24 protein-coding genes are annotated in these 21483 nt (G+C 61.7%); 15 read left to right on the forward strand and 9 right to left on the reverse strand.

Annotated features, from left to right (window positions below):
* Positions 1–237 precede the first annotated feature (237 nt).
* Complete coding sequence (locus tag AS156_RS28120) at positions 238–477, forward strand: hypothetical protein (RefSeq protein WP_066511449.1); 240 nt, start codon at positions 238–240, stop codon at positions 475–477.
* 23 nt (positions 478–500) lie between these two features.
* Here AS156_RS28120 and AS156_RS28125 read toward each other — a convergent pair whose 3' ends face one another.
* A complete protein-coding gene (locus AS156_RS28125; RefSeq protein ID WP_066511452.1) occupies positions 501–719 on the reverse strand; it encodes a hypothetical protein in 219 nt (72 codons plus the stop codon).
* 255 nt (positions 720–974) lie between these two features.
* Between AS156_RS28125 and AS156_RS28130 the strand changes: the two genes are divergently transcribed.
* The gene (locus tag AS156_RS28130) at positions 975–1403 is read left to right on the forward strand and encodes a hypothetical protein (RefSeq protein WP_066511455.1); all 429 of its coding nucleotides are present in this window, start codon (positions 975–977) and stop codon (positions 1401–1403) included.
* Positions 1404–1780: 377 nt separating this feature from the next.
* On the opposite strand, the gene AS156_RS28135 is transcribed toward AS156_RS28130, so the two are convergent.
* The 7 genes from AS156_RS28135 to AS156_RS28165 form a co-directional block, all read right to left on the reverse strand.
* Positions 1781–2062, reverse strand: a complete 282-nt coding sequence (locus AS156_RS28135) for a hypothetical protein (RefSeq protein ID WP_066511456.1) — start codon at positions 2060–2062, stop codon at positions 1781–1783.
* A 234-nt stretch (positions 2063–2296) separates the two neighbouring features.
* On the reverse strand, positions 2297–3526 hold the full coding sequence (locus tag AS156_RS28140; protein ID WP_066511457.1) for an ABC transporter substrate-binding protein: 1230 nt from the start codon (positions 3524–3526) through the stop codon (positions 2297–2299).
* A 76-nt stretch (positions 3527–3602) separates the two neighbouring features.
* Complete coding sequence (locus tag AS156_RS28145; protein ID WP_066511463.1) at positions 3603–4382, reverse strand: 2-keto-4-pentenoate hydratase; 780 nt, start codon at positions 4380–4382, stop codon at positions 3603–3605.
* Positions 4379–5188, reverse strand: a complete 810-nt coding sequence (locus AS156_RS28150) for an alpha/beta fold hydrolase (protein ID WP_136626467.1) — start codon at positions 5186–5188, stop codon at positions 4379–4381. Before AS156_RS28150 ends, AS156_RS28145 begins: the two co-directional genes overlap by 4 nt.
* A 30-nt stretch (positions 5189–5218) precedes the next feature.
* Positions 5219–6712: an AMP-binding protein gene (locus AS156_RS28155; protein WP_347336651.1), complete on the reverse strand. Its 1494-nt coding sequence runs from the start codon at positions 6710–6712 to the stop codon at positions 5219–5221.
* Between the two features lie 5 nt (positions 6713–6717).
* The gene (locus AS156_RS28160) at positions 6718–7200 is read right to left on the reverse strand and encodes a hypothetical protein (protein WP_136626468.1); all 483 of its coding nucleotides are present in this window, start codon (positions 7198–7200) and stop codon (positions 6718–6720) included.
* Entirely contained in the window at positions 7193–8224 is a 1032-nt protein-coding gene (locus AS156_RS28165) for an amidohydrolase family protein (RefSeq protein ID WP_245313105.1), read from the reverse strand. The genes AS156_RS28160 and AS156_RS28165 overlap by 8 nt, the downstream gene beginning before the upstream one ends.
* A 210-nt stretch (positions 8225–8434) precedes the next feature.
* Between AS156_RS28165 and AS156_RS28170 the strand changes: the two genes are divergently transcribed.
* The 9 genes from AS156_RS28170 (at position 8435) to AS156_RS28210 (ending at position 17170) form a co-directional block, all read left to right on the forward strand.
* On the forward strand, positions 8435–9646 hold the full coding sequence (locus tag AS156_RS28170) for an NAD(P)/FAD-dependent oxidoreductase (protein WP_066511470.1): 1212 nt from the start codon (positions 8435–8437) through the stop codon (positions 9644–9646).
* A 17-nt stretch (positions 9647–9663) separates the two neighbouring features.
* The gene (locus AS156_RS28175) at positions 9664–10959 is read left to right on the forward strand and encodes an aromatic ring-hydroxylating oxygenase subunit alpha (RefSeq protein WP_066511472.1); all 1296 of its coding nucleotides are present in this window, start codon (positions 9664–9666) and stop codon (positions 10957–10959) included.
* Positions 10960–10968: 9 nt separating this feature from the next.
* Positions 10969–11454: an aromatic-ring-hydroxylating dioxygenase subunit beta gene (locus AS156_RS28180; protein WP_066511475.1), complete on the forward strand. Its 486-nt coding sequence runs from the start codon at positions 10969–10971 to the stop codon at positions 11452–11454.
* Positions 11455–11466: 12 nt separating this feature from the next.
* Positions 11467–12228 carry an SDR family NAD(P)-dependent oxidoreductase gene (locus AS156_RS28185; protein ID WP_066511480.1) on the forward strand — a complete coding sequence of 254 codons (762 nt, stop codon included), beginning with the start codon at positions 11467–11469 and terminating at the stop codon, positions 12226–12228.
* On the forward strand, positions 12225–12548 hold the full coding sequence (locus AS156_RS28190; RefSeq protein WP_066511482.1) for a non-heme iron oxygenase ferredoxin subunit: 324 nt from the start codon (positions 12225–12227) through the stop codon (positions 12546–12548). Before AS156_RS28185 ends, AS156_RS28190 begins: the two co-directional genes overlap by 4 nt.
* Before the next feature lie 154 nt (positions 12549–12702).
* Positions 12703–13281, forward strand: coding sequence for a TetR/AcrR family transcriptional regulator (locus tag AS156_RS28195; protein WP_066511484.1), 579 nt, complete (start codon positions 12703–12705; stop codon positions 13279–13281).
* Positions 13282–13406: 125 nt separating this feature from the next.
* On the forward strand, positions 13407–14168 hold the full coding sequence (locus AS156_RS28200) for a VOC family protein (RefSeq protein ID WP_160331153.1): 762 nt from the start codon (positions 13407–13409) through the stop codon (positions 14166–14168).
* Positions 14169–14195: 27 nt separating this feature from the next.
* Entirely contained in the window at positions 14196–15044 is an 849-nt protein-coding gene (locus AS156_RS28205) for a VOC family protein (RefSeq protein ID WP_066511488.1), read from the forward strand.
* A 512-nt stretch (positions 15045–15556) separates the two neighbouring features.
* Entirely contained in the window at positions 15557–17170 is a 1614-nt protein-coding gene (locus AS156_RS28210) for an L-lactate permease (protein WP_066511489.1), read from the forward strand.
* A gap of 50 nt (positions 17171–17220) precedes the next feature.
* Here AS156_RS28210 and AS156_RS28215 read toward each other — a convergent pair whose 3' ends face one another.
* Complete coding sequence (locus tag AS156_RS28215; RefSeq protein ID WP_066511490.1) at positions 17221–18015, reverse strand: enoyl-CoA hydratase/isomerase family protein; 795 nt, start codon at positions 18013–18015, stop codon at positions 17221–17223.
* Between the two features lie 175 nt (positions 18016–18190).
* Here AS156_RS28215 and AS156_RS28220 point away from each other — a divergent pair, with 175 nt between their 5' ends.
* The 4 genes from AS156_RS28220 to AS156_RS28235 all read left to right on the forward strand — a co-directional run bounded on the left by AS156_RS28220 (position 18191) and on the right by AS156_RS28235 (position 21470).
* Positions 18191–18706: a ParB N-terminal domain-containing protein gene (locus tag AS156_RS28220; RefSeq protein ID WP_066511492.1), complete on the forward strand. Its 516-nt coding sequence runs from the start codon at positions 18191–18193 to the stop codon at positions 18704–18706.
* Positions 18707–18931: 225 nt separating this feature from the next.
* Positions 18932–19336, forward strand: coding sequence for a recombinase family protein (locus tag AS156_RS28225; RefSeq protein ID WP_160331154.1), 405 nt, complete (start codon positions 18932–18934; stop codon positions 19334–19336).
* 61 nt (positions 19337–19397) lie between these two features.
* Positions 19398–20363 (forward strand): amidohydrolase family protein, encoded by a 966-nt coding sequence (locus AS156_RS28230; protein ID WP_066511499.1) that lies wholly within the window; start codon positions 19398–19400, stop codon positions 20361–20363.
* Positions 20364–20405: 42 nt separating this feature from the next.
* Entirely contained in the window at positions 20406–21470 is a 1065-nt protein-coding gene (locus tag AS156_RS28235; RefSeq protein ID WP_066503481.1) for an IS630 family transposase, read from the forward strand.
* The last annotated feature ends 13 nt before the right edge of the window (positions 21471–21483 follow it).

Here is a 21483-nt window from a genome sequence, read left to right on the forward strand (position 1 = left end):
CTTGCGCCGACACGACATGAATCGCCAGCAGAGCGGCAGCCATGCTCAGGCTCGTGGCGGTTCCGTCTGTCATTCGCACGCGCTTACTCTCATCAACGATGGCGGCAGTTGCCCGGTTCAATGCTGCATCGCGGAAGGTGAAGCGCATCTGCTACCCAATGCCGCGACGGCCGTTGTCAGCTTGAATCGGATATAGCCTGATCCTATGCTCGCTTGTGACACGTCAAGGATGACGTCATGCAAATACGACCAAAAACGTATCTGCATCTCATTTCTCTATGGCGATTGCTTCGCAACGCGATTTCGCCACACCGTGAGGGTGCGCCCGCCAAGACGTCGCCTGCGCTCATCTTTACCTCGATCGTGCTGGCGCTTCTCCTCGCTATTCTTGAAATAGACGCTCATCGAGGTGAACTGCAATCGCTTGGTCTGCTGGCGGGCGATCAGTTCGTCCCGGCTGCCCTTTGGGGCCCATAAAGCTTGCCGTGCGTCGTTTCCAATCAGCGCTTGGTTTCCCTCGGATACACCAATGATCGATCCTCGAAGTCCCCGGCCGGCAAATTGTCCATGCTGCGGGCGCTTTGCATGTCATGCAATGTCGACGTGCTTGCTGTACCGGCACGCCCGGTCGTCGAGCCGGAGTGTGATCGCGGGATGGCGGTCAGAGCAGCAAGTAGACCAACGCCGGCGGTGAGAGAAACAATGATCAGCAGCTTCATGCGAAATCTCCTGCTTTGAAATCCAGAAATGTCGTGCAGCGATATCCTGCAGTGCTCTGATTAGCGCCAAGCAGGACACCACGATGTGAACCGCCTCACAGCTCTCGCGATATTGAGCTAAGCGTTCGCTGGTTCCCGATCTGGAACCGGAGCCGACCGCGGGTGAAATGCTCGTGCAGCGAAAGCTCGTCAGGAACGGAGGAAAAATCTCTCCGTTAACTTCCAGGGCGGAGCATCCGCAGAAGGATGAAGCCCATGAGGAGCCCCACCATCGTCGCCGCACTGGCAATCATTCTCGGCGGCACCGCGCTTTCGTCGGCGCAACAGAATGCACAAGGCGCGGTCGAACTGAGCAACGGCACCAAGGTGTCGCAGAATCCATCGTTACCGAAACTCAACCTCTCAAACTCTCAGCGCGAGCAGATTCGCAAGGCCGTGCTGACCGAACACAACGAGGTGGAATTCCGGCTGGCAGCCACGAAATCCGCCAAGGACTTTACCCCTGCTGTTGGCGCCAGGATTCCAAAGGGAGTTAAGGCCCAATCGTTGCCGACGCCGGTTCTCTCGCAAATGCCTGAGCTGCGTGACTACATGTACCTGAAGATGAAGAACCAGGTGCTGATCGTGAACGGCATGACCAACAAGATCGTTGATGTCTTCTCGGAGACGCAGCCGCTTTCCTGACTGAAATGGTGGCGACCTCTGCGACCCGAGATTCCTTCGGCCGCCAACGGCAATCATTACCTGAAGGTTAGAGCTTGCACCGCAAGGCGAGATTAGCGGGGAGCGCCTCAAACCTCCGGATGCCGATTTTTGCCTCGACTACAGATTGGGTAGCCCCCGCAATCGACCGAACACTGAGAGCTCGTGAAGACCTGCCCGCTCCACGATATGCCCGGATCCATTTTCGGCGCGGATAATCCAACACGTCAGTGGACGATGAACGACTGGCTCACGGAGAGATCTTCAAGACCGGCAAGAACCGCGAGCCGGAATACTGAAGCCGAGTTGCTCGCGCCGAATTTGCATCGAGGCTGCGGCCGGCCAACGCTCGCAGGACATCACTCCTTTAACCAATCCAAATCGGCCATTGCCGTTGACATCCTTTCGATCATTGTCAGAGTCGTATCCTCGGGCTGCATATTGGGCAGCAACGGCGAGTGACAGAGCGTAATCGTCCACATCAGCAGCGCGTGCACGATTTGTTGCCGATAGTTGCGGAAGCACTCGTCGAAGTCCGGTTTGACATCGGTCAGCTCAGCAAAGCGCTCGAGATACCTGGTAAGCAGGTCTCTCTCCCACTTGCGGCGATCGTCCGGCGTCAGCGCCGCTGCCCTCGCCATGAAGCATAACCTCCTCGCGATGTCGGACGGCACGGTCGCCGACAGTAGCGAGGACGAGGAGGAAGGAACGCAGCGCTCGAAGACCCGGAAAAAGCGGCAGGCGGTGGCGTAGGGCCGCCACCAGCTTCGGTGCCTCCGGGGACGAGTAATCCGTCAACTCGCGAGACGATGTCGCGCCCTCAGATGTTGGCGTTGGGCGGGTTGCCTATCAGCCCCATCACTCGAGGACCGAGTTCACGACGCAATGCCGTCGAGATCAACCATGTTCCCCACCGGCACCCAGTTGGCGCCGTCAAAGCGGGTGATTTGAAGGTTGTGGACGGCGCGATAGTCGGTTGGAGAGTTGCTGACCTTGATGCCATCCAGAAATAGCGGCGGCTGCTCGTCCTTCAGAGACGTTGCATGCTTCAGCAGATTTTCGCGCGTGAGTTCGTCGCCACATCGCCTCAAAACCTGCGCGATCATGTAGGCGTTGTTGTAGCCGGGCGTTGCGGTGTTGTCGTCGATGCTGACGGACGGCATGTATTTCTTCATGAATTCGACATAGGCCGTGACGCGAGGCTTGGACTGCTGGCGCGGATCGGTCGCTATGACTTCCCACCACGCCGAGACAAGCCCTTTCGCATTATCGAGCCCCGCCGGCGCCAGCGTCCCTCCGATCGAGCTGCAGTTCGAATTGACGACGTGGAGCGGTTTCCAGCCCAGCGCCGCCACCTTGCGGATGCCCTGAGCCGCAAATTTGGAATAGGTCAACTGCACGAAGACATCCGCGCCCGCCCCTTTGCAGTCGGCGACTTGGTTGTCGATCGTAGGCTCCGCGATCTCGTGGCTGATTTCCTTTACGATAGCACCGCCCTTGCTGCCGAGCCCTTTCTTCAGGCCACGAAGAAAGTCCTTGCCGAGATCGTCATTGACATACTGAACCGCGATCTTTGCTTCCGGCTTCTCGCTCAGGATATGCGCCCCCAGCGCGGCTCCCTGCGCGACATAGATCGGATAGAACGGCACGATCCAGGGAAATTCCTTGGGGTCGTTGAAGCGCTCGGCGCCCGAGGTCAGGAACAGGTTCGGTACCTTCTTGGCGTTGAGATATTTCATCACTGCCGCATTCGCCGCCGTGCCGAGGAAGCCGGCGATCGCGAACACCTCCTCCGATTCCACCAGCTTTCGGGTCTGCTCGACCGCCTTCGGCGGCGAGAACGCGTTGTCGAGCGAGATCAGGTTGACCCTTCTGCCGTTGATGCCGCCATTGTCGTTGATCATCTGAAAATAGGCTGTCTGCGCCTGCCCGTAGACGCCGTATCCGGACGCGGGGCCGCTGTAAGGTGCAGTGGTCCCGAGCTTGATCTCGGTATCAGTGACGCCGGGTCCATAGTTTGCAGCGCGCACCCCTGACGCGCTTCCGAACGCGAGCGCGCTCGCTCCCAGCCCCGCAACGGCCGATCTTCGCGAAATCAACGTCATGCTCAATCCTCCCTATTATCGATTGTTGGTGATTTGAAGCTCTGAAGCGGCTCTTGATGCGTCCTGATCCGGGCGACTACGTGAAGGTCACGCTGACAGGCCCGAAACCGGAGACTCTCGCCTCGTAGACTTCGCCGACTGACACCGGTGAGACCGGGCCAAGCGCGCCCGTCAGCACGACATCGCCACCTCGCAGGGGTTGGCCGGCGCGTGCCATCGTCCTTGCGAGCCAGAGCCCGGCACGCAAGGGATGACCAAGGCAGGCCGAGCCACAGCCGACCGATACGATCGTTCCGTTGCGCGTCATCGTCATGCCGCAGGCCTCAAGGTCGACGTCGGTCAATCGCCGCGGCGCTGCGCCGAGCACGTAGCGGGCGCTCGAGCCGTTATCCGCGACGGTATCGAGAATGCTGATCTTCCAGTCCCGTATCCGGCTGTCGACGATCTCGAGCGCAGCAACGGCATAGGCGGTCGATCGCATCAGTTCGCCAAGCGTGATGTCCTCACCGGAGAGATCGCGGTCGAGAACAAGCGCGATTTCGGCCTCGACACGCGGCTGGATCAGCCGCGTGACATCGATGGCCTCGCCGGTCGAAACCTCCATGTCCGCGAACAGCGCACCATAGTCAGGCTGATCGACCCCGAGCTGCTGCTGCACGGCTTTCGAAGTAAGGCCGATCTTCCGGCCGACCAGCCGTCTGCCATCAGCGATACCGCGCCGGGTCACCTCGGACTGCACCGCATAGGCGGTCTCGAGGTTGCCGCTGTCGATCTCGCCGGCGATCGGGTCGATCGGCCGCCGGGCCGACTCCGCCTCCTGGAGGCGCGTTGCGAGCCTGTCGACGAGCGTGTTCATGGCCGATCCAGGAAGGCGGCGACCAGCGCGTTGAACTCGTCGGCCTTCTCCCATTGCGCCCAGTGGCCGCATTTGGGATAGACGTGAAGCTCGGCGTTCGGCATGGTCTTCAGCAGGATGAAGGCGGAATCGAGCGGAACCACGCGATCGTCGCGTCCCCAGACGATCAGCGTCTTGTGCTTCAGCGCGGCGAGATTCTCACGCCAGATGTCGAGCGGCGGCCGCTTGAAGATGTCGATGACGTCCTTGCGCATCGCAGCCTTCAGCCGCTCCTCGAGCAACGCATCGGTGATCGCTCTGGAATCGAACACCAGAAGCTCGATGACGCCTTTCAGCTTCTGCATCGAAGGGCCGTCGCCGCCGTGGAACACCGCCATGCGGCGCAGGCCTTCGGTCGGCATTGGCGTGAAGATAGCCTGGCTGCCACCCGTGCCCATCAGCACCAGACGGTTGACCCGCTCCGGGGCACGTAAGGCGACCATCAGCGCGGTAGCGCCACCCAGCGAGTTGCCGACGAAGCTCGCCTTCCGGACCCCGATCGCATCCATGAAGCTGCGGACGAATTCGCCCATGGCCTCGAAGATCGGCCCGTCCTGCAGCTTGCCCTCGGTCTCGCCGAACCCGGGCAGATCGACGACGATGACGCGGCGGCTGGCCGCCAGCGGCTCGACATTCTTGCGGTAATTGCTCAGGCCCGATGCGCCCGGTCCGCCACCATGGATCAGGATTATTGGTTCTCCCTGCCCGACATCATGATAGCGCGCGCGGGTTCCCGCCACGTCGATGAACTTGTCACTCAGATCCACGCTTGATCTCCTGTTGATGGCAATGATCGTTCAGGCCGGCGGGACACCGGACTGAAGGTAGTGGTCGCGCAGCTTCCGCTTGAAAATCTTGCCGCTCGCCTCCCGTGGCAGGGTGTCGTGGAAGACGAAGCGCTTCGGCACCTTGAAGCGCGCGAGGCGCTGCTCGAGGAACGCCGTGACATCGGCCGGCGCGGGCTCTGCGTCCGGCTCCGCCTCGATCGCCGCGATCAGGCTTTCGCCGAACTCCGCATCGGGTACGCCGAACACAGCGCAGTCGCGCACGCCGGGACAATTGACCAGGACATTCTCGATCTCAGCGGGGTAGATGTTGACCCCACCCGAAATGACCATGTCGCGTTTGCGATCGCAGATGTAGAGAAAGCCGTCCGCGTCGAGATAGCCAACATCACCGCAGGTCACGAGGCCGGCACGATCGACCTGTTCACGCTGCTCCGGACGGCCATGGTAGGTGAAGTCCGAATAGGCCTCCGTACGCAGGTAGATCTCGCCGATGCCGCCGGGCGCGACTTCTAGCCCGGCCTCGTCGTAGATCCTGAGCTCGGTGCCTGTCATCGGCCGACCGACCGTGCCGGGATGCGCGAGCCACTCCTCGGTGCTGCAGCCGACCGCAGCGCCGGTTTCCGTCGCGCCATACGTCTCGTGGATCACCGGCCCCCACCATTCGATCATCCCGCGCTTCACGTCGGGCGGACAAGCCGCACCGGCGTGCGTCACCCAGCGGATCGAAGACAGGTCGTAGCGATCGCGAACGGCGTCGCTGAGCCGCAGCAGGCGCACGAACATGGTCGGTACCATCGTCAGATGCGTGATCCGGTGCTCGGCGATGACCCGCAGCAGATCCTCCGGATCGAAATTCTGCTGCAACACCGTGAGGTCGGCATGCTGGAAGGCCTGCCGCGCAAAGGCGCCGGGCGATGCGTGGTAGAACGGACCGCAGACAAAGGCCCGCATGCCGGGTTCGATGCCGTAGATCTCGCGAAGCAGCGCCGCGTTCTTCTTGATCTGCTCGGGTGACATTGGCGCGCGTCGAACACCCTTCGGATGTCCCGTGGTGCCCGAGGTGTAGATCATCGTGCCCCGCGGCGCGCGCGGCGGCTGTTCCCATCGCACAGCCCTGTCGCGAAACGCCGACCAATCCTGCGCGTGGGGCGGCAACGGCGTCGTCGCGGCCGCATCGTCGACGATTAAGGTCGGTAGATCGGCGGGAATGACGCGTTTACCCGCTGCGATCAGGTCGCGATGCCCGATCAGGGCCCGCGGCGTGCAATCTGCCAGATTGTAGGCGATCTCGCCGGGCTTACTGTGCGGTACGACATACGCACCGAGCAGCGCAGCTGCATGCAACACCTCGAAATAGCAGGGATCGTTCCGGATCAGCAACGCGATCGCATCGCCTTCGCGGACGCCGATCGCCTCGAGCGCGGTGGCAGCGCGGCTGCCCTGCTCGAGCAAGTCTTGGCGTGCAACGCGACGCTCGCCGACCACGATTATCCTGTCGAGCATCGCGCTCACTCCAGGCAAACCGTGACCTCGGCGCGTGCCGGCGGCAGCAGGACGCTGTCAAGCAGGCCGAACTGGTCGTCGCTGAGCGCAAGTGGTGTTGAGAACGTCAATGCATCCATGTGACCGCTGAGAACAGTCGGGTAGCGCCATTCAGCCTTCACGATGGTGCGGCCGCGGCCGCGGAATTCGAACAGCAGCGGCCCGGGCGTGCTCGCGCCATGTCCGCTCTGATAGCCGTCCCCGATGGCATAGACTTCGCATACGAAGTCTTCCGGACCGCGGCGCTGGATTGCGATCTCGATGTCGAGCAGGCCGAAAGCGGGATCGGCCGCCGCGCCATCCTGGTAGAAATAGACGAAGGGAATGCGACCGTATTTGCTGGCTCCCCTCTCCGTGTCGGAGGGCACCTGCGCATCGCTGCGGCTGGGTGTTCGCGGCGGGATCGGACCGAGCAGGCACATCTGCGGCAGGGAGCGACAATCAGCCATGGGATGACCCCGACTGTTCGCTCTTCGCTGGCGCCTGCGCGACCTGCAGCGGCGCGACGTGGTAACGCCGGCCAAGGAAGCCGAAGGAATTCTCGGCGAGAACGGCATCACTTCTCAGCGCGCGTCTGGCGAACGCGCCCGGCTGCTTCTGCCGGATCGTGAAGGGATAATCGGATCCGACGACGATGCGGCCCTCGCCCACCGCGTTGCCGAGGAACGACAGCGACAGCGGATCATAAAGGATCGAGTCGTACCAGAACTGCCGTGCAAGGTTTGACGGCGCCCGTGTCATCTTGCCCCTGGCGCCGAGCGACCAGCCGAAATCCATTCGCGGCAGAATCCATGGCAGCGCCCCGCCGCCATGGCTGAGCAAGACACGCAGCCGGGGAAATCTTTCGGGCACACCGGCGGCGAGCAGCGACACCGACGCGAGCGCGGTTTCGAGCGGAAACACCGCTGTCGCGGCGAATTCCGGGCTGCCGCCGAGGCGCTCCATGCCGGCCGGGTGCAGCGGATGCACGAATATGCCGAGATCGAGCGACTGGGCGGCCTCATAGACCGGAAACAGCCCCTCGCTTCCGAGCGCCACGCCGTTGATGTGCGTCCCGATCTCGATGCCAGCAAAGCCACGCGCCTTGAGTTTATCCAGTTGCCGGACGGCACGTGGCACATCCTGCATGCACACCATGCCGATACCGGCGAAATTGCCGGGCGCCTGCGCGATCATGCCCGCGATCTGGTCGTTCATGACGTCCGCTAGATAGTCGGCGTCATCAGGCGGCAACCAATGCGACAGCAACTCCGGCATCGGCGAGAGCACCTGCATGTCGGTGCCGTCTTCGACCATGTCTGCGAGCCGCCGCTCGACATCCCATGATCGTGTATCGATCTTCCGGAATACCTTGCCCGCGATCATCACCATCGCCTGATCGCCCGCCGAAAGCTCGACGCTCGGCCAGCGCGCGTCCCGCTTCGGGTCTGCGGTCAGCCGCGCAGGCACAACATGCGTGTGAATGTCGATCACAGTGCCCAACGCGCTCTCCCTGTCGCTCTCTTGCGAGCTTCTTGTCGTGATCCCAGCCCGCGCCGTTGCGCGTCACAGAATTTCACTTTACAAACAGGAATGATTGTTTTTATCTTTGCTGTCAAGACGCCTCTGAGCGTCACGGCGGCGGCGAGCGGAAATGCCGTGCTGAGGGAGCCGCCAAGAGAGCGGCCAAGGGAGCGAATGACGTTGGATCCGCAGCAAGCGCGCATCGTGATCGTTGGAGCCGGACAGGCGGGCGCCCGCGCCGCCGAGGCCCTGCGCGCTGCCGGACACCGCGGCCCGGTCAGCCTGATCGGCGAGGAAGAGCACCCTCCCTACGAACGCCCGCAACTGTCGAAAGCCATTTTGATCGACCGCGTTTCCAATCCGGTGCTGGTCCTGCAGCACCAGCAGTGGAGCGACCTCGATGTCGCATTGCACACCTCGTCCCGTGTCGTTGCAGCCGATCTGCAGCGGCGCGTTGTCGGCCTCGCCAACGGAGAAGAGCTCGCATTCGACCGGCTGCTGCTCACGACCGGGACGCGTGTGCGTCGCCTGCCCGAGCTCGACAATGGCCCACTCCCCGTCCGCTACCTCCGTTGCATGAACGACGCGCTGGCGCTGCGCCAGGAGTTGCAGCCCGGGCGACGGATTGCGCTGATCGGCGGCGGGGTCGTCGGCCTCGAGGTCGCCTCCGCCGCGATCGGTCGCGGATGCCAGGTCACCATCATCGAGAAGGCCAAAGGCTTGCTGTCTCAGATCGGCTCCGGATCGCTCGGCCAATATCTCCATCGGCTCCATGCGTCGAAGGGCGCGAAGATTGTGTGCGACGCCGTGGCGAAGCGATCGACATCGCGCGGACTGGAACTCGACGACGGCAGCTTCGTCCCGGCCGATCTCGCATTGGCCGGCGTCGGCGTCGAGCCGGTCACTGAGCTCGCCCAACAACTGGGCCTCGATTCCCAGCATGGCATCCGCGTCGCCTCGAGCGGAGCCACCCATGCCGATGGCATCTTCGCCGCTGGCGATGTCGCCGAGCAATGGAGCCGGAGCCACGACCGCTGGATGCGCATCGAGAACTGGGCCAACGCGCAGAACCAGGCCATCGCCACCGCAAAATCGATGACGAACCTCGCGACTGCCTATGATGCCCCGTCCTGGTTCTGGTCCGACCAGTACGACGCCAACATCCAGGTCGTCGGAAATCCGGCCGGTGGCGAGGAGATCGTCAGGGGCGACGTCGGCGCCGGGCGCTTCGTCACCATCAGTGTCCGCGACGGCGAAGTCGTCGGCGGCATCACCGTCAATTCGGCACGAGACATGGCGGTGCTGCGCCGGCTCGTCGCCTCATGCAAGCCTGTTCGAAAAAGCGAACTCGAGAATCCCGCACTCGAACTCAAGCGCTTACTCGCCGCCTAGGGATAGAGGAAACCGCAATGAACGCAGAACATCCGCAGCCCGCACTGCTCGTCAATCCGGCACAGCGCATTTTCAAAGTTGCGCGACGCAACTTCGTCGACCCCGAGATATTCAAGGCCGAGAAGGAGAAAATCTTCGACCGCTCGTGGCTGTACCTTGGACATTCGTCCGAACTCCCCAAGCCCGGCGACTTTGTCACCCGCAAGGTTGCCGGCCGCGGCATATTGTTCACCCGCGACAGCAAGGGGCAACTGCGCGCCCTGCTAAACACCTGCCCGCATCGCGGCGCCCAAGTGTGCCGCGAGCGCAAGGGCAACGCCAAATCGTTCCAGTGCTTCTACCATGGCTGGGTGTTCGGCGCTGACGGCAAGTTGCGTAGCCAGCCGGGCGAAGCCTCTTACCCCGAGGGGTTCAAGGGTCGCGACACCTCGAACATGCAGCCAGTGCCGCGGTTCGAGACCTATCGCGATTTCAACTTCATCTCGTTCGACGGCAACATAATGCCGCTTGTCGACTACCTCGCCGGCGCGAAGGAATACCTCGACGTGATCTGCGATCAGACCGACGCCGGAATGTCGATCGTCGCAGGCAGCCAGGAATATTCGATCCGGGCGAACTGGAAGCTGCTCACCGAAAACAGCATCGACGGCTATCATGCCGCGACCACCCACGCGACCTACTTCGATATCCTGATGAGCTCGACGGACAATCTCGCCACCGGAATGGGCGGCGGAGGTTATGGCTACGATCTCGGCAATGGCCACGCGGTGCTTGAATACGGTGCGCCGTGGGGGCGTCCAGTCGCGCAGTGGATTCCCGGCTGGGGAGAAGCAGGCAAGTCCGAGATTGAACGGATCTATGACAATCTCGTCCAGCGACATGGCGAGGCACGCGCCGAGCGGATCGCGCGCAAGAACCGCAACCTTTTCATTTTCCCAAATCTTGTCGTCAACGACATCATGGCATTGACTGTCCGCACCTACTTTCCAATGGCTCCCGACTACATGGTCATCAATGCCTGGGCGTTGGCGCCAAACGACGAATCGGCGTGGGCGCGAAAATATCGCCTCAACAATTTCCTCGAGTTTCTTGGCCCCGGCGGCTTTGCCACGCCCGACGACGCCGAAGCGCTGGAGCACTGCCAACGCGGCTTCGAGAACTCCAAGGAAGCCCTGTGGAACGACATCTCGAAGGGAATGGGCAAGGAAAAGCCCCATCACGACGACGAGCTCCAGATGCGTGCGTTCTGGACCCAGTGGAACAAGCAGATGTTCCCCGCGCCTGCGTCCGGCATCAAGAGCGTCGCGGCCTAGGAGAACGAGATGCAATCCGTAACCCGAACCGACGTCGAAGACTTCCTGTTCAACGAGGCCGAGCTGCTCGATCAATGGCGATTGCCCGAATGGCTGACGCTCTTTACCGAGGATGCCAGGTACGAAGTTCCCTGCACGGACCTGCCCACGGATGCGTCGTCGGATACCAATCTGTTCTACATCGCCGACGATCGCATGCGGCTTGGCGAGCGCGTCAAGCGGCTGATGAAGCGCACCGCGCATGCCGAATTTCCACATTCGAAGACGAGCCGAATCGTCGGCAACGTTCGGATTCACGCACGGCATGCGGACGAGATCGACGTCACCTCAGTGTTCCAGACGCTGCGGACCAAGGACGGCGTCACCGATCTATACTTCGGGACGAACAAGTATCGCCTGGCGCTGCGAGACGATGGCTTCCGAATCCGCGAAAAGCGCTGCCTGCTCGGCGGCGAAGGGCTGCGGCCGAGCGGCCGCATCAGCATCGTGCTCTGACGGATCAATCAGATGGGTTCTCGTTTCGACGGACAGACAGTCGTGGTGACTGGCGCCGCCAGCGGCATCGGCGCCGTCATCGCCCGCCATTTTGCCGATGCCGGCGCCAACCTCGTGGTATCCGACATTGACGAGGGCCGCCTCGGTGCGGTTGCCGACGAGATCGCCGCAAGCGGCGCCAAGCGTCCGGTCGTGAAGGCCGGCGATCTCTCGCGGGAGGACGTTGCGGGCAGCGTCATCAAGTCGGCGGTCGACAATTTCGGTGCGCTCGATATCCTAGTCAACAACGCAGGCGGCGGGATCATCAAGCCGTTTCTAGACCACACGCCTGATACGCTGCGGACCACGATCGATCGTAATCTCTGGACGGCGCTGTGGTGCACCTGGCACGCCGTCAAGGTCATGAAGGCCCGCGGCTACGGTCGCATCGTCAATATCGGAGCGGATTCGGTCCGCAACGGTCTCTGGGATCACGCGGCCTACAACGCCGCCAAAGGCGGCGTCCATGCAATGGCGACCGGACTGGCGCGTGAATTCGCCAAGGACGGCATCACCGTGAATGTCGTTGCTCCCTGCATCGTCGAAACGCCCCAGGTCAAGCAGATCACCCTCAAGGCGCCGAAGGCGTTGCAGCGCTTTGTCGACGTGGTGCCGATGGGGCGCCCGGCCGAGATGGACGAGGTGGCATCGATGGTGTGCTATCTGGCTTCGAAGGAAGCCTCGTTCGTCACGGGACAGGTCATCAGCGTCAATGGCGGAAGCACAATGCTATGACGACCACGATCAACGGCATTCTCATCGGTCCGGTCCAGGACTTTCCGGAGGGCGAGATCCGTCCCGCGACGATGCCCGATGGCACTAACCTTGCGGTCTACAATGTCGGCGGCACGATCTACGCCACGGCCGATCTCTGCACGCATGGCGAGGCTTCATTGTCCGAAGAAGGTATCCTGACCGGAAATATCGTCGAATGCCCTTGGCATTTTGGTACATTCGATGTCACCAGCGGCGCGCCGACCGGCATGCCGTGTACGGTTCCGTTGAAGACCTTCCCGGTCAAGGTGATAGAAGACAGCGTCTATGTCGAATTCTGACGAACCAAAGCCCTCCTCCCGCCGTAGCGCCCCGGCATCGCGCGGGCCCGCAACCCGACAGAAGCTGAGATCGCGCCGGGACAGCACAGCTGAGCCGAAATACGCGCCGCGACGAACCCAGGCGGAGCGCAGCGAAACCACGCGCAAGCAACTGATGGACGCCGCGGTCAAGCTCATTCGCCGCAACGGCTATGTCGGGCTGCGGACGATCGAGGTCGCCGACCTTGCTGGCGTTTCGCGCGGCGCCTTGATGCATCATTTCCCAAGCAAGCACGAGCTTGTCGTGGCCGTGCTTGCCTATGTCAACGAGATCACCTTCACCCAGAGTATGCGCCGCGCGCAGTCGGCGCGACATGACGGCGGCGATCCGATCGACAGCATCATCAAAGACGCAGAGGACTTCTTCTTCGGCGACTATTTCTTCATCGAGCTCGCCATCGCGATGAGCGATGACAGCACCCGGCAGATCAAGCGCGAGACCCGGCAATTCGCCCGGCAGACGCGCTTCTCGATCGAGGCGACCTGGCTCGACACGCTGATTTCGTCCGGAATTCCGGAACAGCTCGCCAAGGACGTGCTCGCTTTGACGCTGAGCGTGGTCCGCGGCTTCTCGGTCAGAATGCTGATCGAGAACGATCCCGAGCACTTCTCACGGCTGCTCGGTGTCTGGCGCCAGATCGTGCGGCAGCACATCGAGAATTCGATGCCCAAGCAGTCGAGAAAGCGGACATGACGGGTCAAAGTTTATCCGAGAGGGTGCTACAACGCTCCCTGATCGGGCTCTGCTACGTTAGATTGGCCGTCCGCGAGCCGCAACCGGCAGCAGCGTTCGCCACCGACATTCTGGGCTTACAACCAGTGCCCGACAAACAGGCTCTACTCTTCCGATCGGACGATCGCTATCACACGCTGTCGCTGATACCGGCAGCGGACTCGTGCTCAATCGGCATCGAGGTTTCCGACGAAGCGGTGCTCGAACGCGTCGAGCACGCGCTACGAAACGACGGCTTCACCGCACGTCGAGGAAGCCCCGACGAGTGCAAGCAACGGTTCGTCCGGGATGCACTAATTGTGCAGGATGCCAGCGGCAACGAGATCGACCTGGTGCTGCGGCCCTCGCAAAGCGGGCGCCGCTATTTTCCTAGCCGCGACGCCGGCATCACCGGTCTGGAGGGCGTGGGGCTACGCAGCGTCAAGCCGAAGGACGACCAGAAATTCTGGACCTCGATTCTCGGTGCGCGCATCAGCGATTGGGCCGGCGACGTCGCTTATCTCAGGGTCGACCAGAAGCATCACCGCATTGCCCTCTATCCATCCGATCGGCCCGGCATCCTCTATATCAGCTACGGCGTCGAGAGCCTGGATGCGATCATGCAGGGCCACTATTTCGTGCAGGAACGCCAGATCAAGATACTGCACGGCCCCGGACGCGAGCCGGCGTCCGGACAAATCTTCCTCAGGTTCGAGGGGCCTGAAGGATACGTCTTTTCCTACACGCACGGGATCAAGGACACCGAACCCGGTCATCGTCCCCGGCAATTCTCGGCTCATCCCTCCTCGCTGTGCGAGTGGGGCAGCCAATGCAAGGGCATTCCCGAACTGCGGCCAGCCGGCGACTGACGAAGCCAAAGAGAATGGAGACGCCACATGATTGAACTGCGCGATCTCGCCTATGTACGGCTCGGCGCCTCAAACCTCGAGGACGCGCGGAGCTTTGCCACCAGAAGCCTCGGCCTGCAGGTCGGCGAGCAGGCGAAGCAAGCGCTCTATCTGCGTTCCGACGATCGGGCGCACACGCTCTGCTATTTCGAGGGCGATCCGCAGGACCAGACCGTCGCCTTTGAAGTCGACGATGCGGACAAGCTCAACGTCGCCGGCGCAACGCTCGATGCGCTCGGCCATGCCGTCCATGCCGGCACACCGGGCGAATGCGCGCTCCGCAAGGTCAAGGCCTTCATCGCGTTCAAGGATCCGACCGGCAACCAGATCGAGCTCGTCGTGCGGCCCGAGCGCAGTGGCAGGCGATATTTTGCGACCCGCGATGCCGGGATCACCGGCTTCAGCCATGTGGGCCTGTTCACGACCGACCCCATACGCGATGAGCAATTCTGGACTCAGGTCTGCAACGCCCGCGTCAGCGATCGCATCGGGGACATCGCGCTCATGCGAGTCAACGCGATCCATCACACCGTGGCGCTGGCCCCTGGCCGTGGGCCCGGCGTGCATCACATCAACCACCAGGTCGAGAGCAACGACGACGTGCTGCGCTCGTACTATCATTTGTCGGGCCAGCGCGTTCCAATCGTTTTCGGTCCGGGTCGTCACCCAACATCCGGCGCGCGCTTTCTCTATTTTCAGGGTCCCGATGGCATGGTGTTCGAATATTCCGTCGGAGTAGACGAAATCGAGGACGAGGAAACCCATCGGCCGCGGCAGTTCGGCTTTGAGCCATCTAGCCTCTGCATGTGGGGCGCGAAATCAGCACGTCCGCGTTAGCTCGCCCGGCGGCGTTTGAACGCCCCTGCTCACCTTTGAAGGCCCGCTTAAGTTGGCTGTAGCGAGATTTTCCCAGATCTCCCGGTGCACACGTGACCTTCCAACCAATTGAAACACTTAAGCGCTCGCTCCAATCCATCATGGGCACACATCAGAAACGCCAATCATTACAATAGCTTATGGACGACACCCAAAGATTTCCGATTGTGAACCGACCTCCTAACTCGTTGAAATAGCTGGGTCGGTGCGCATTCAAAGCCAGCGGTACAGCACAAAGCACAGCATGCGCAAATGTCGTGCTCGCCAGCTCCAGACATCATTGCCCGGTCCTGAGGTCGAGCCCATCAGGAACTTAAACTTGCATCAACAGTTCACACGAAGGCGAACTGTGGAAGCTGCATGGGCGGAGCGTCGATCCGTCTCTGTTCGAACGACGAATTGGGCCGGAGTGAGAGCGCGCCCTTACTGCCTGGAGCGCGGAGCCCGTTGGGATCTATCGAGGAGTCCCTTCGATGTTTTCGCAAATTCTCAATCCAACGGGAAACCTGTTCGTCACCTGGTTAGTGGCGCTAATCCCGGTCGTCCTCTTATTGGTTCTGCTCGCCGTCTTCCGTATGACAGCTTGGCTCGCCGTGCTGATCGGCTCCATCGTCACGTTCCTTCTTGGATTGTGGGTCTGGAAAATGCCGTTCGGCGATGGCGTACGCGCCTATATTTTCGGTTCGGCGACCGGCGTCTGGAACGTCGACTGGATTACCTTCTGGGGGGTAATGCTGTTCAACACGCTGGTGCTGACCGGCACCTTCGACAAATTTCGCCGATGGCTGATCTCCCAGGGCACTGCGGACGTGCGCGTACAGACCATGCTTTTCGCTTGGGCACTGGGCGCGCTGCTCGAAGGGCTCGTCGGCTTTGGCTATCCGTGGGCGTTTGTGGCACCCATACTGATCACGCTCGGAATACCCGACCTCGACGCCGTGCGCGTGGCAGCGATCGCGAACAATGCGCCAGTTTCCTATGGAGCGCTCGGCGCCCCCATTATCGCTCTTGCAGCCGTTACTGGTTACCCATTGATGGCGCTGTCAGCTACGGTTGGCCATATCGTGGCTATTCTCGCTCTATTGCCACCTTGGATTCTCATCTATCTCGTTACCGGCAAGGACGGCTTCCGAGACGGTTGGCCGCTCGCGATCGTTGGCTCCGTCGGCTACATCGCGGGCCAATTCCCGGTCGCTGTCTATCTTGGACCTTACCTTCCCGATGTGACCGGCGCGATCGTCTGTTTCGGCGCCCTGCTCGTCCTGCTCAGGTTTTGGCGCCCCCAACGTGTGCTCGGCTATGGTGGCAGGGTGGTGCCGGAAGGCGAACTGGCGAAAGCTCACGCCGACCCCGACCTTACCGGAGGCGAGATCTTCCAAGCCTGGTTACCGATTATCGTGCTGGTGGTCGTGGTTGTCGCATGGACAGGTCCCTGGTCAAAGCTGCCGACAATCAACTGGCTCCACGCCGCCGTGACTGCGCAGTCCTCGGTTACGCAGGGCGCTACAGTTTCGGCTGCATTCGATTTCAAGCCCGGCGTCGGAGGGACCGCGATCCTCGCCTCCTGGATTGTCATCGCGCTGCTCTTGCGCATCGATGGCCGGCAACTCGCTGAGATCTGGAAAAAGACCTGGCAGCAAATGTGGGGCGCCTGCCTGGTCGGCGTGTTCATTTTCGGGCTTGCGTATGTCTACAACTACTCCGGCATGGCAGGCTCGCTTGCCAAAGCTTTCTCCGAGATCGGAGTCGCGTTCATTGTGGTGGCGCCCATTTTGGGCTGGATCGGAGTGGCACTGTCCGGCAGCAACACCTCCACCAACGCCATGTTCGGCAAGTTCCAGGCGTTGGTCGGTCAACTGCTGGGCTTCCCGCCGCTGATTCTGCCAACTCTCAATTCGGTTGGGGCCGAAATCGGCAAACCAGTTGCGCCGCAAACTGCTAGTGTCGGCGTCTCGACGACCCGGTTTGTCCGCGACGAAGGCGCGGTGATTCGACATAACATGGGGTGGACCTTCGTGCTGCTTGTCTATCTCGTGCTCATTGGTGTCGCTTGTTATCTATTCTTCCCAGGTATCGCGAAACTTTGAGCTTGCTGGCCCAAGACCTCCGACGCGTGCCCGCCCCAGCAGCGGTGACGTCAGACCTTCTGGATTTCCGCCGGCGGGCGGCCGACCCGCAAGCCGTCACGGGCCGAAGCTGTCCTCATCACGGCTGCAAAACTCTTGCGCTCGTCGGCCAAGCCTTCGGCCAGAGGACGGTCGAGGGCTGTCCGAGTGAGACGCTTGGCCGACGCCAGGCCCTCGGCCCCTCGGCTCGACAGTTCAGCGCCGATCTCCAGGGCGCGCACGAGCGGGTCAGCAACGACCTCGTGCACAATCCCGATTTCGTGGGCACGCGGTCCCGTCACGGTCAGGCCCCGCAGGACCATCTCGAGCGCCCTCGCCTCCCCGATGATCCTCGGCAGGCGCTGCGTGCCGCCGCCACCTGGAAAGATGCCAAGACGCGTTTCCGGCAGACCTATGGCGGTCACGTCATTGCCCGCGATGCGCAAATCGCATGCCAGCGAAAGCTCGAATCCTCCGCCCATGCACAGGCCATTGATCGCCGCGATGACCGGCTTCTCGACGGCTGCAATCATGTCCGTGAGCGCGTGGAAACCTGGCGGTCGAGGACCAGGCGGCGACGGCGCACGCGGGGCTCCGCGCTCAATCGCATCTGCGGCGTCGGAGAGTTCCCCGACGTCGTAGTGACGGATGAATATCCCGGGTATGCCCCCTGTGATGACAATGACCCGCACCGACGGGTCTTCGCTTGCAGTCGCGACTGCACCGAACATCTCGGCCGAGCCGGCGGCCGTCATGGTGCCGAACGGGGCGTTGGCATAGGTGATGACACGAACCGCGCCGCGATCTTCGATGGAAACAAGAAGCATGGCACATCCTCACTGCAGGCGCACGACGGGCAACCACGGCCAGCTTGGTCCCGGCTTGGATACCGATCAATACCCGGCGCCTCGAAAATACCTTTGCGATCGAGCGCTTCATCCTTAAAATCACGCCTCACCGGCATGCGTTTCCGACCGGCCGTATAGAGGCGGAGTACAGGCTATGGCCAAACCGGAAAGCTTCCCAATCGAGAAGATTTACGTTCCCGTGAAAAGGAAGAAGGCGATCAAGCCCGAGGTCGTCGAGGAGATCGCGGCAAGCATTCTGGAGATCGGACAACAGAGCCCCGTTCTCGTTCGGCCCGACGAAGGCCGCTTCGTTCTGGTCGAGGGACTGCATCGGCTTGAAGCCTGCAAGGCGCTCGGCGAGACAACCATCATCGGGATCCAGGTCTCGGCCGAGCTTGCTCAACATAGACCGCTCGAAAGCCCCCAGGCAGAAGCAGAACGCGACAAGATGGCGCGGTTGAAACAGCTGCGTCGCGAGAAGGAAGCCGCAGAGAGAGCGACCGCTGCCGCGAGGGGCGCGATGGAGGCGGAGGTGCAGATTCTGCGAACCAGTTCGGCAAAGGGCGTCCGTGACAATCCCAAGGCATCACCAAGTCGGACTTCACGATCGGCACCGAAAACCTTGTCGGAATGGATCACGCAGCAAAAGCGTGACGGCGGTCGTTATTGATTTCCGTCCAAGCTCTTGACCCCATAACTTTGCCTGACCTGTGTCCGCTAGTTTAAGGCTCCTGTGAGGGACCCCAGAATAACCGCAGACAACCCATGATCCCAAAGTTGCAGGGAGGTAGACTGGCCCAAGGTAGTTGCCGTGAGAGACTGTCCTGAACTACCTTTCAAAACGACACGTATTTCAAAACTGTTTTTTCGTACGTGGTTGCCAGGGGGAATGTCCATGATCGTGGGCTATTGTCGCATTGGTCCACTCGAACCCATCGAGCGACTTGACGCTCAGAAGCGCCATCTGGCCGCGATTGGCGCGCAGGAGTATTTTTGCGAGAAGGCCAGCGTCTTCGGGAAGATGCCGGAGTTGGAGCGCGCGATCGAGTCGGCTCGGAAAGGGGACGTGATAGCGATCACGAAACCCTATCGCGTAGCGCGTTCGACCCGAGGGGTGCTGGCGGTCATCGAGCGGCTGGGCCGCAAGGGCGCCGGCCTTCGCATTCTCGGTACGCCGATTGACACGAGCACGACGACCGGACGCATGATCCTCGGATCGGCGCCCCTTTGGTCGCTTGGCGCTTCCCCTCTGCGGTCTGCGCTGTGGGACCTGAGTATCGGTCGGTGGCACGGACAGTGACGGCCATTTCCGGAATGCTGCGGGACGCCGCGTAAAGAAACCGACGAGGCCTTGGAGATCCATGCTGACACGTCGGGCGCTATTCAAGACGGCAAGCGCTTTATGCGTCTCGGTGGCCAACTTGAAGCGGGTTTCTGCCGCCGGCCCAAAGCTGAACACAACAGTCGCCTTCGATCTCCCGCGCGGCGCCTGCGACGCGCACGTCCATGTCATTGGTGAGCCCGCGGAATTCCCCATGTCGCCAGACAGGGACTACACCCCTCCCGCCGCGACCGCCGATGACTTGGTTGAAATGCTGAAATTCCTGAATATCGACCGTGTGGTCATCGTCACCCCGACCATCTATGGCAATGACAATTCGGTAACTCTCGCGGCCATCGAGAAGCTCGGGCGAGATCGCGCGCGCGGCGTTGCCTTGGTCGACGAGACTGTCTCGTCGGAAAGGCTCGATTCAATGATGAAGGGTGGCATCGCCGGCATTCGGCTGTTCCTCGGCGGCGCCGGGGTCTTCCGTCCGGAGGCCGCAGCAAAATCTCTCCAGGCCGCAGTCGACCTTGCTAACACGCGAGGATGGCACCTCGACATCGCGGCGCCCCCTGATGTCGTCGCAGCTCTCGCGCCGCAACTCGCCGCGTGCCCTGTGCCCCTTGTTCTCGGCTACTTCGGATGGGTTGCCGGTGGCGTGCGGCAGCCCGGCTTCGAGGCGGTGCTTTCGCTGGTCAAATCGGGGCGCGCCTATGTCAAGCTCGCAGAACCATATCGACTCTCCAGGAAAGCTCCCGATTACGACAACCTCGTACCCGTGGTCCGGGCGCTTCTGGCGGCAAACCCGGAACGGCTGCTATGGGGCTCGGGTTGGCCACACGTTGACTCGCCCCCCGTCGCTGGTCGATCCAACACGGATCTCGCCCCCAACCTCCCGGTCGACACCGGGCATCTCCTCAATCTGTTTGCCAAGTGGGTGCCCGACGCGGAGATCCGTCGCACGATCCTGGTGGAGAACCCTGCCCGGCTTTACGGGTTCTAGTACCCGCTTTTCTTGGAACGTGAGTCGTGATTCAAGGTCGGGATGATACCCGAAGCAAGAGAAGTCCGCCTTTCGAGGAAAGATCGCAAGGTGCTTGAGGCGTGTTGTCGCTCACCGATGACATTGCAGCGCGATTTGAAGCGGGCGCGGATAGTCCTGTTAGCGGCGGACGGGCGCAGCACCCGGTCGATCGCCAAGGAAGTTGGGGTCCAGCCGCGGATTGTCAGCGTTTGGCGGCATCGCTATGCCGACCAAGGCCTTGAAGGGCTGCAAGACAAGCCGCGGCCCGGCAAGCAGCCGATCTATACGAAGACGACCGACAAGCGGATTCTGAAGCTGCTGGATAAGCCGCCCCCGCAAGGGTTTGCGCGCTGGACCGGCCCTCTGCTGGCCGAGGCGCTAGGCGATGTTGACGTCCAATATGTCTGGCGGTTCCTGCGCAGCCACAAGATTGACCTCGCGGCTCGCAAGTCCTGGTGTGAGAGCAACGACCCGAACTTTACGGCCAAAGCCGCCGATGTCGTTGGCCTTTACGTCGCCCCGCCGGCGAAGGCTATTGTGCTCTGCGTGGACGAGAAGCCCTCGATCCAGGCTTTGGAGCGAGCGCAGGGCTATCTGAAGTTGCCCAATGGCCGCGCCTTGACCGGCCAGAGCCACGATTACAAGCGGCATGGCACCACGACATTGTTTGCAGCGCTCGAAGTCGCCACCGGAAAGATCATCGCTACGCATTCAAAACGCCGTCGCCGTGTCGAGTTTCTCGATTTCATGAACAGCCTCACCGCGGCCTTTCCGGGCCGAAAGCTTCACGTCATCCTCGACAACCTCAACACCCACAAGAAGAATGAGAGCTGGCTCAAGGCCCATCCCAATGTGCAATTCCATTTCACACCGACGAGTGCGTCCTGGCTCAACCAGATCGAGGTATGGTTCTCAATCCTGCAGGGGCAGTCGCTCAGCGGCACCTCCTTCACAAGCCTCAAGCAGCTTCAGGAACACATCGATGCCTACGTCAACGCCTACAACGACAAAGCCGAGCCCTTCGTCTGGACCAAGAAAAAGATCCGTCAACGCCGTTTCAAGGGCCGCCGTATCAATCAACTCTGATTCCGGGTACTAG

The sequence above is a fragment of the Bradyrhizobium macuxiense genome, assembly GCF_001542415.1.
GTDB classification, from domain to species: Bacteria; Pseudomonadota; Alphaproteobacteria; order Rhizobiales; family Xanthobacteraceae; genus Bradyrhizobium; species Bradyrhizobium macuxiense.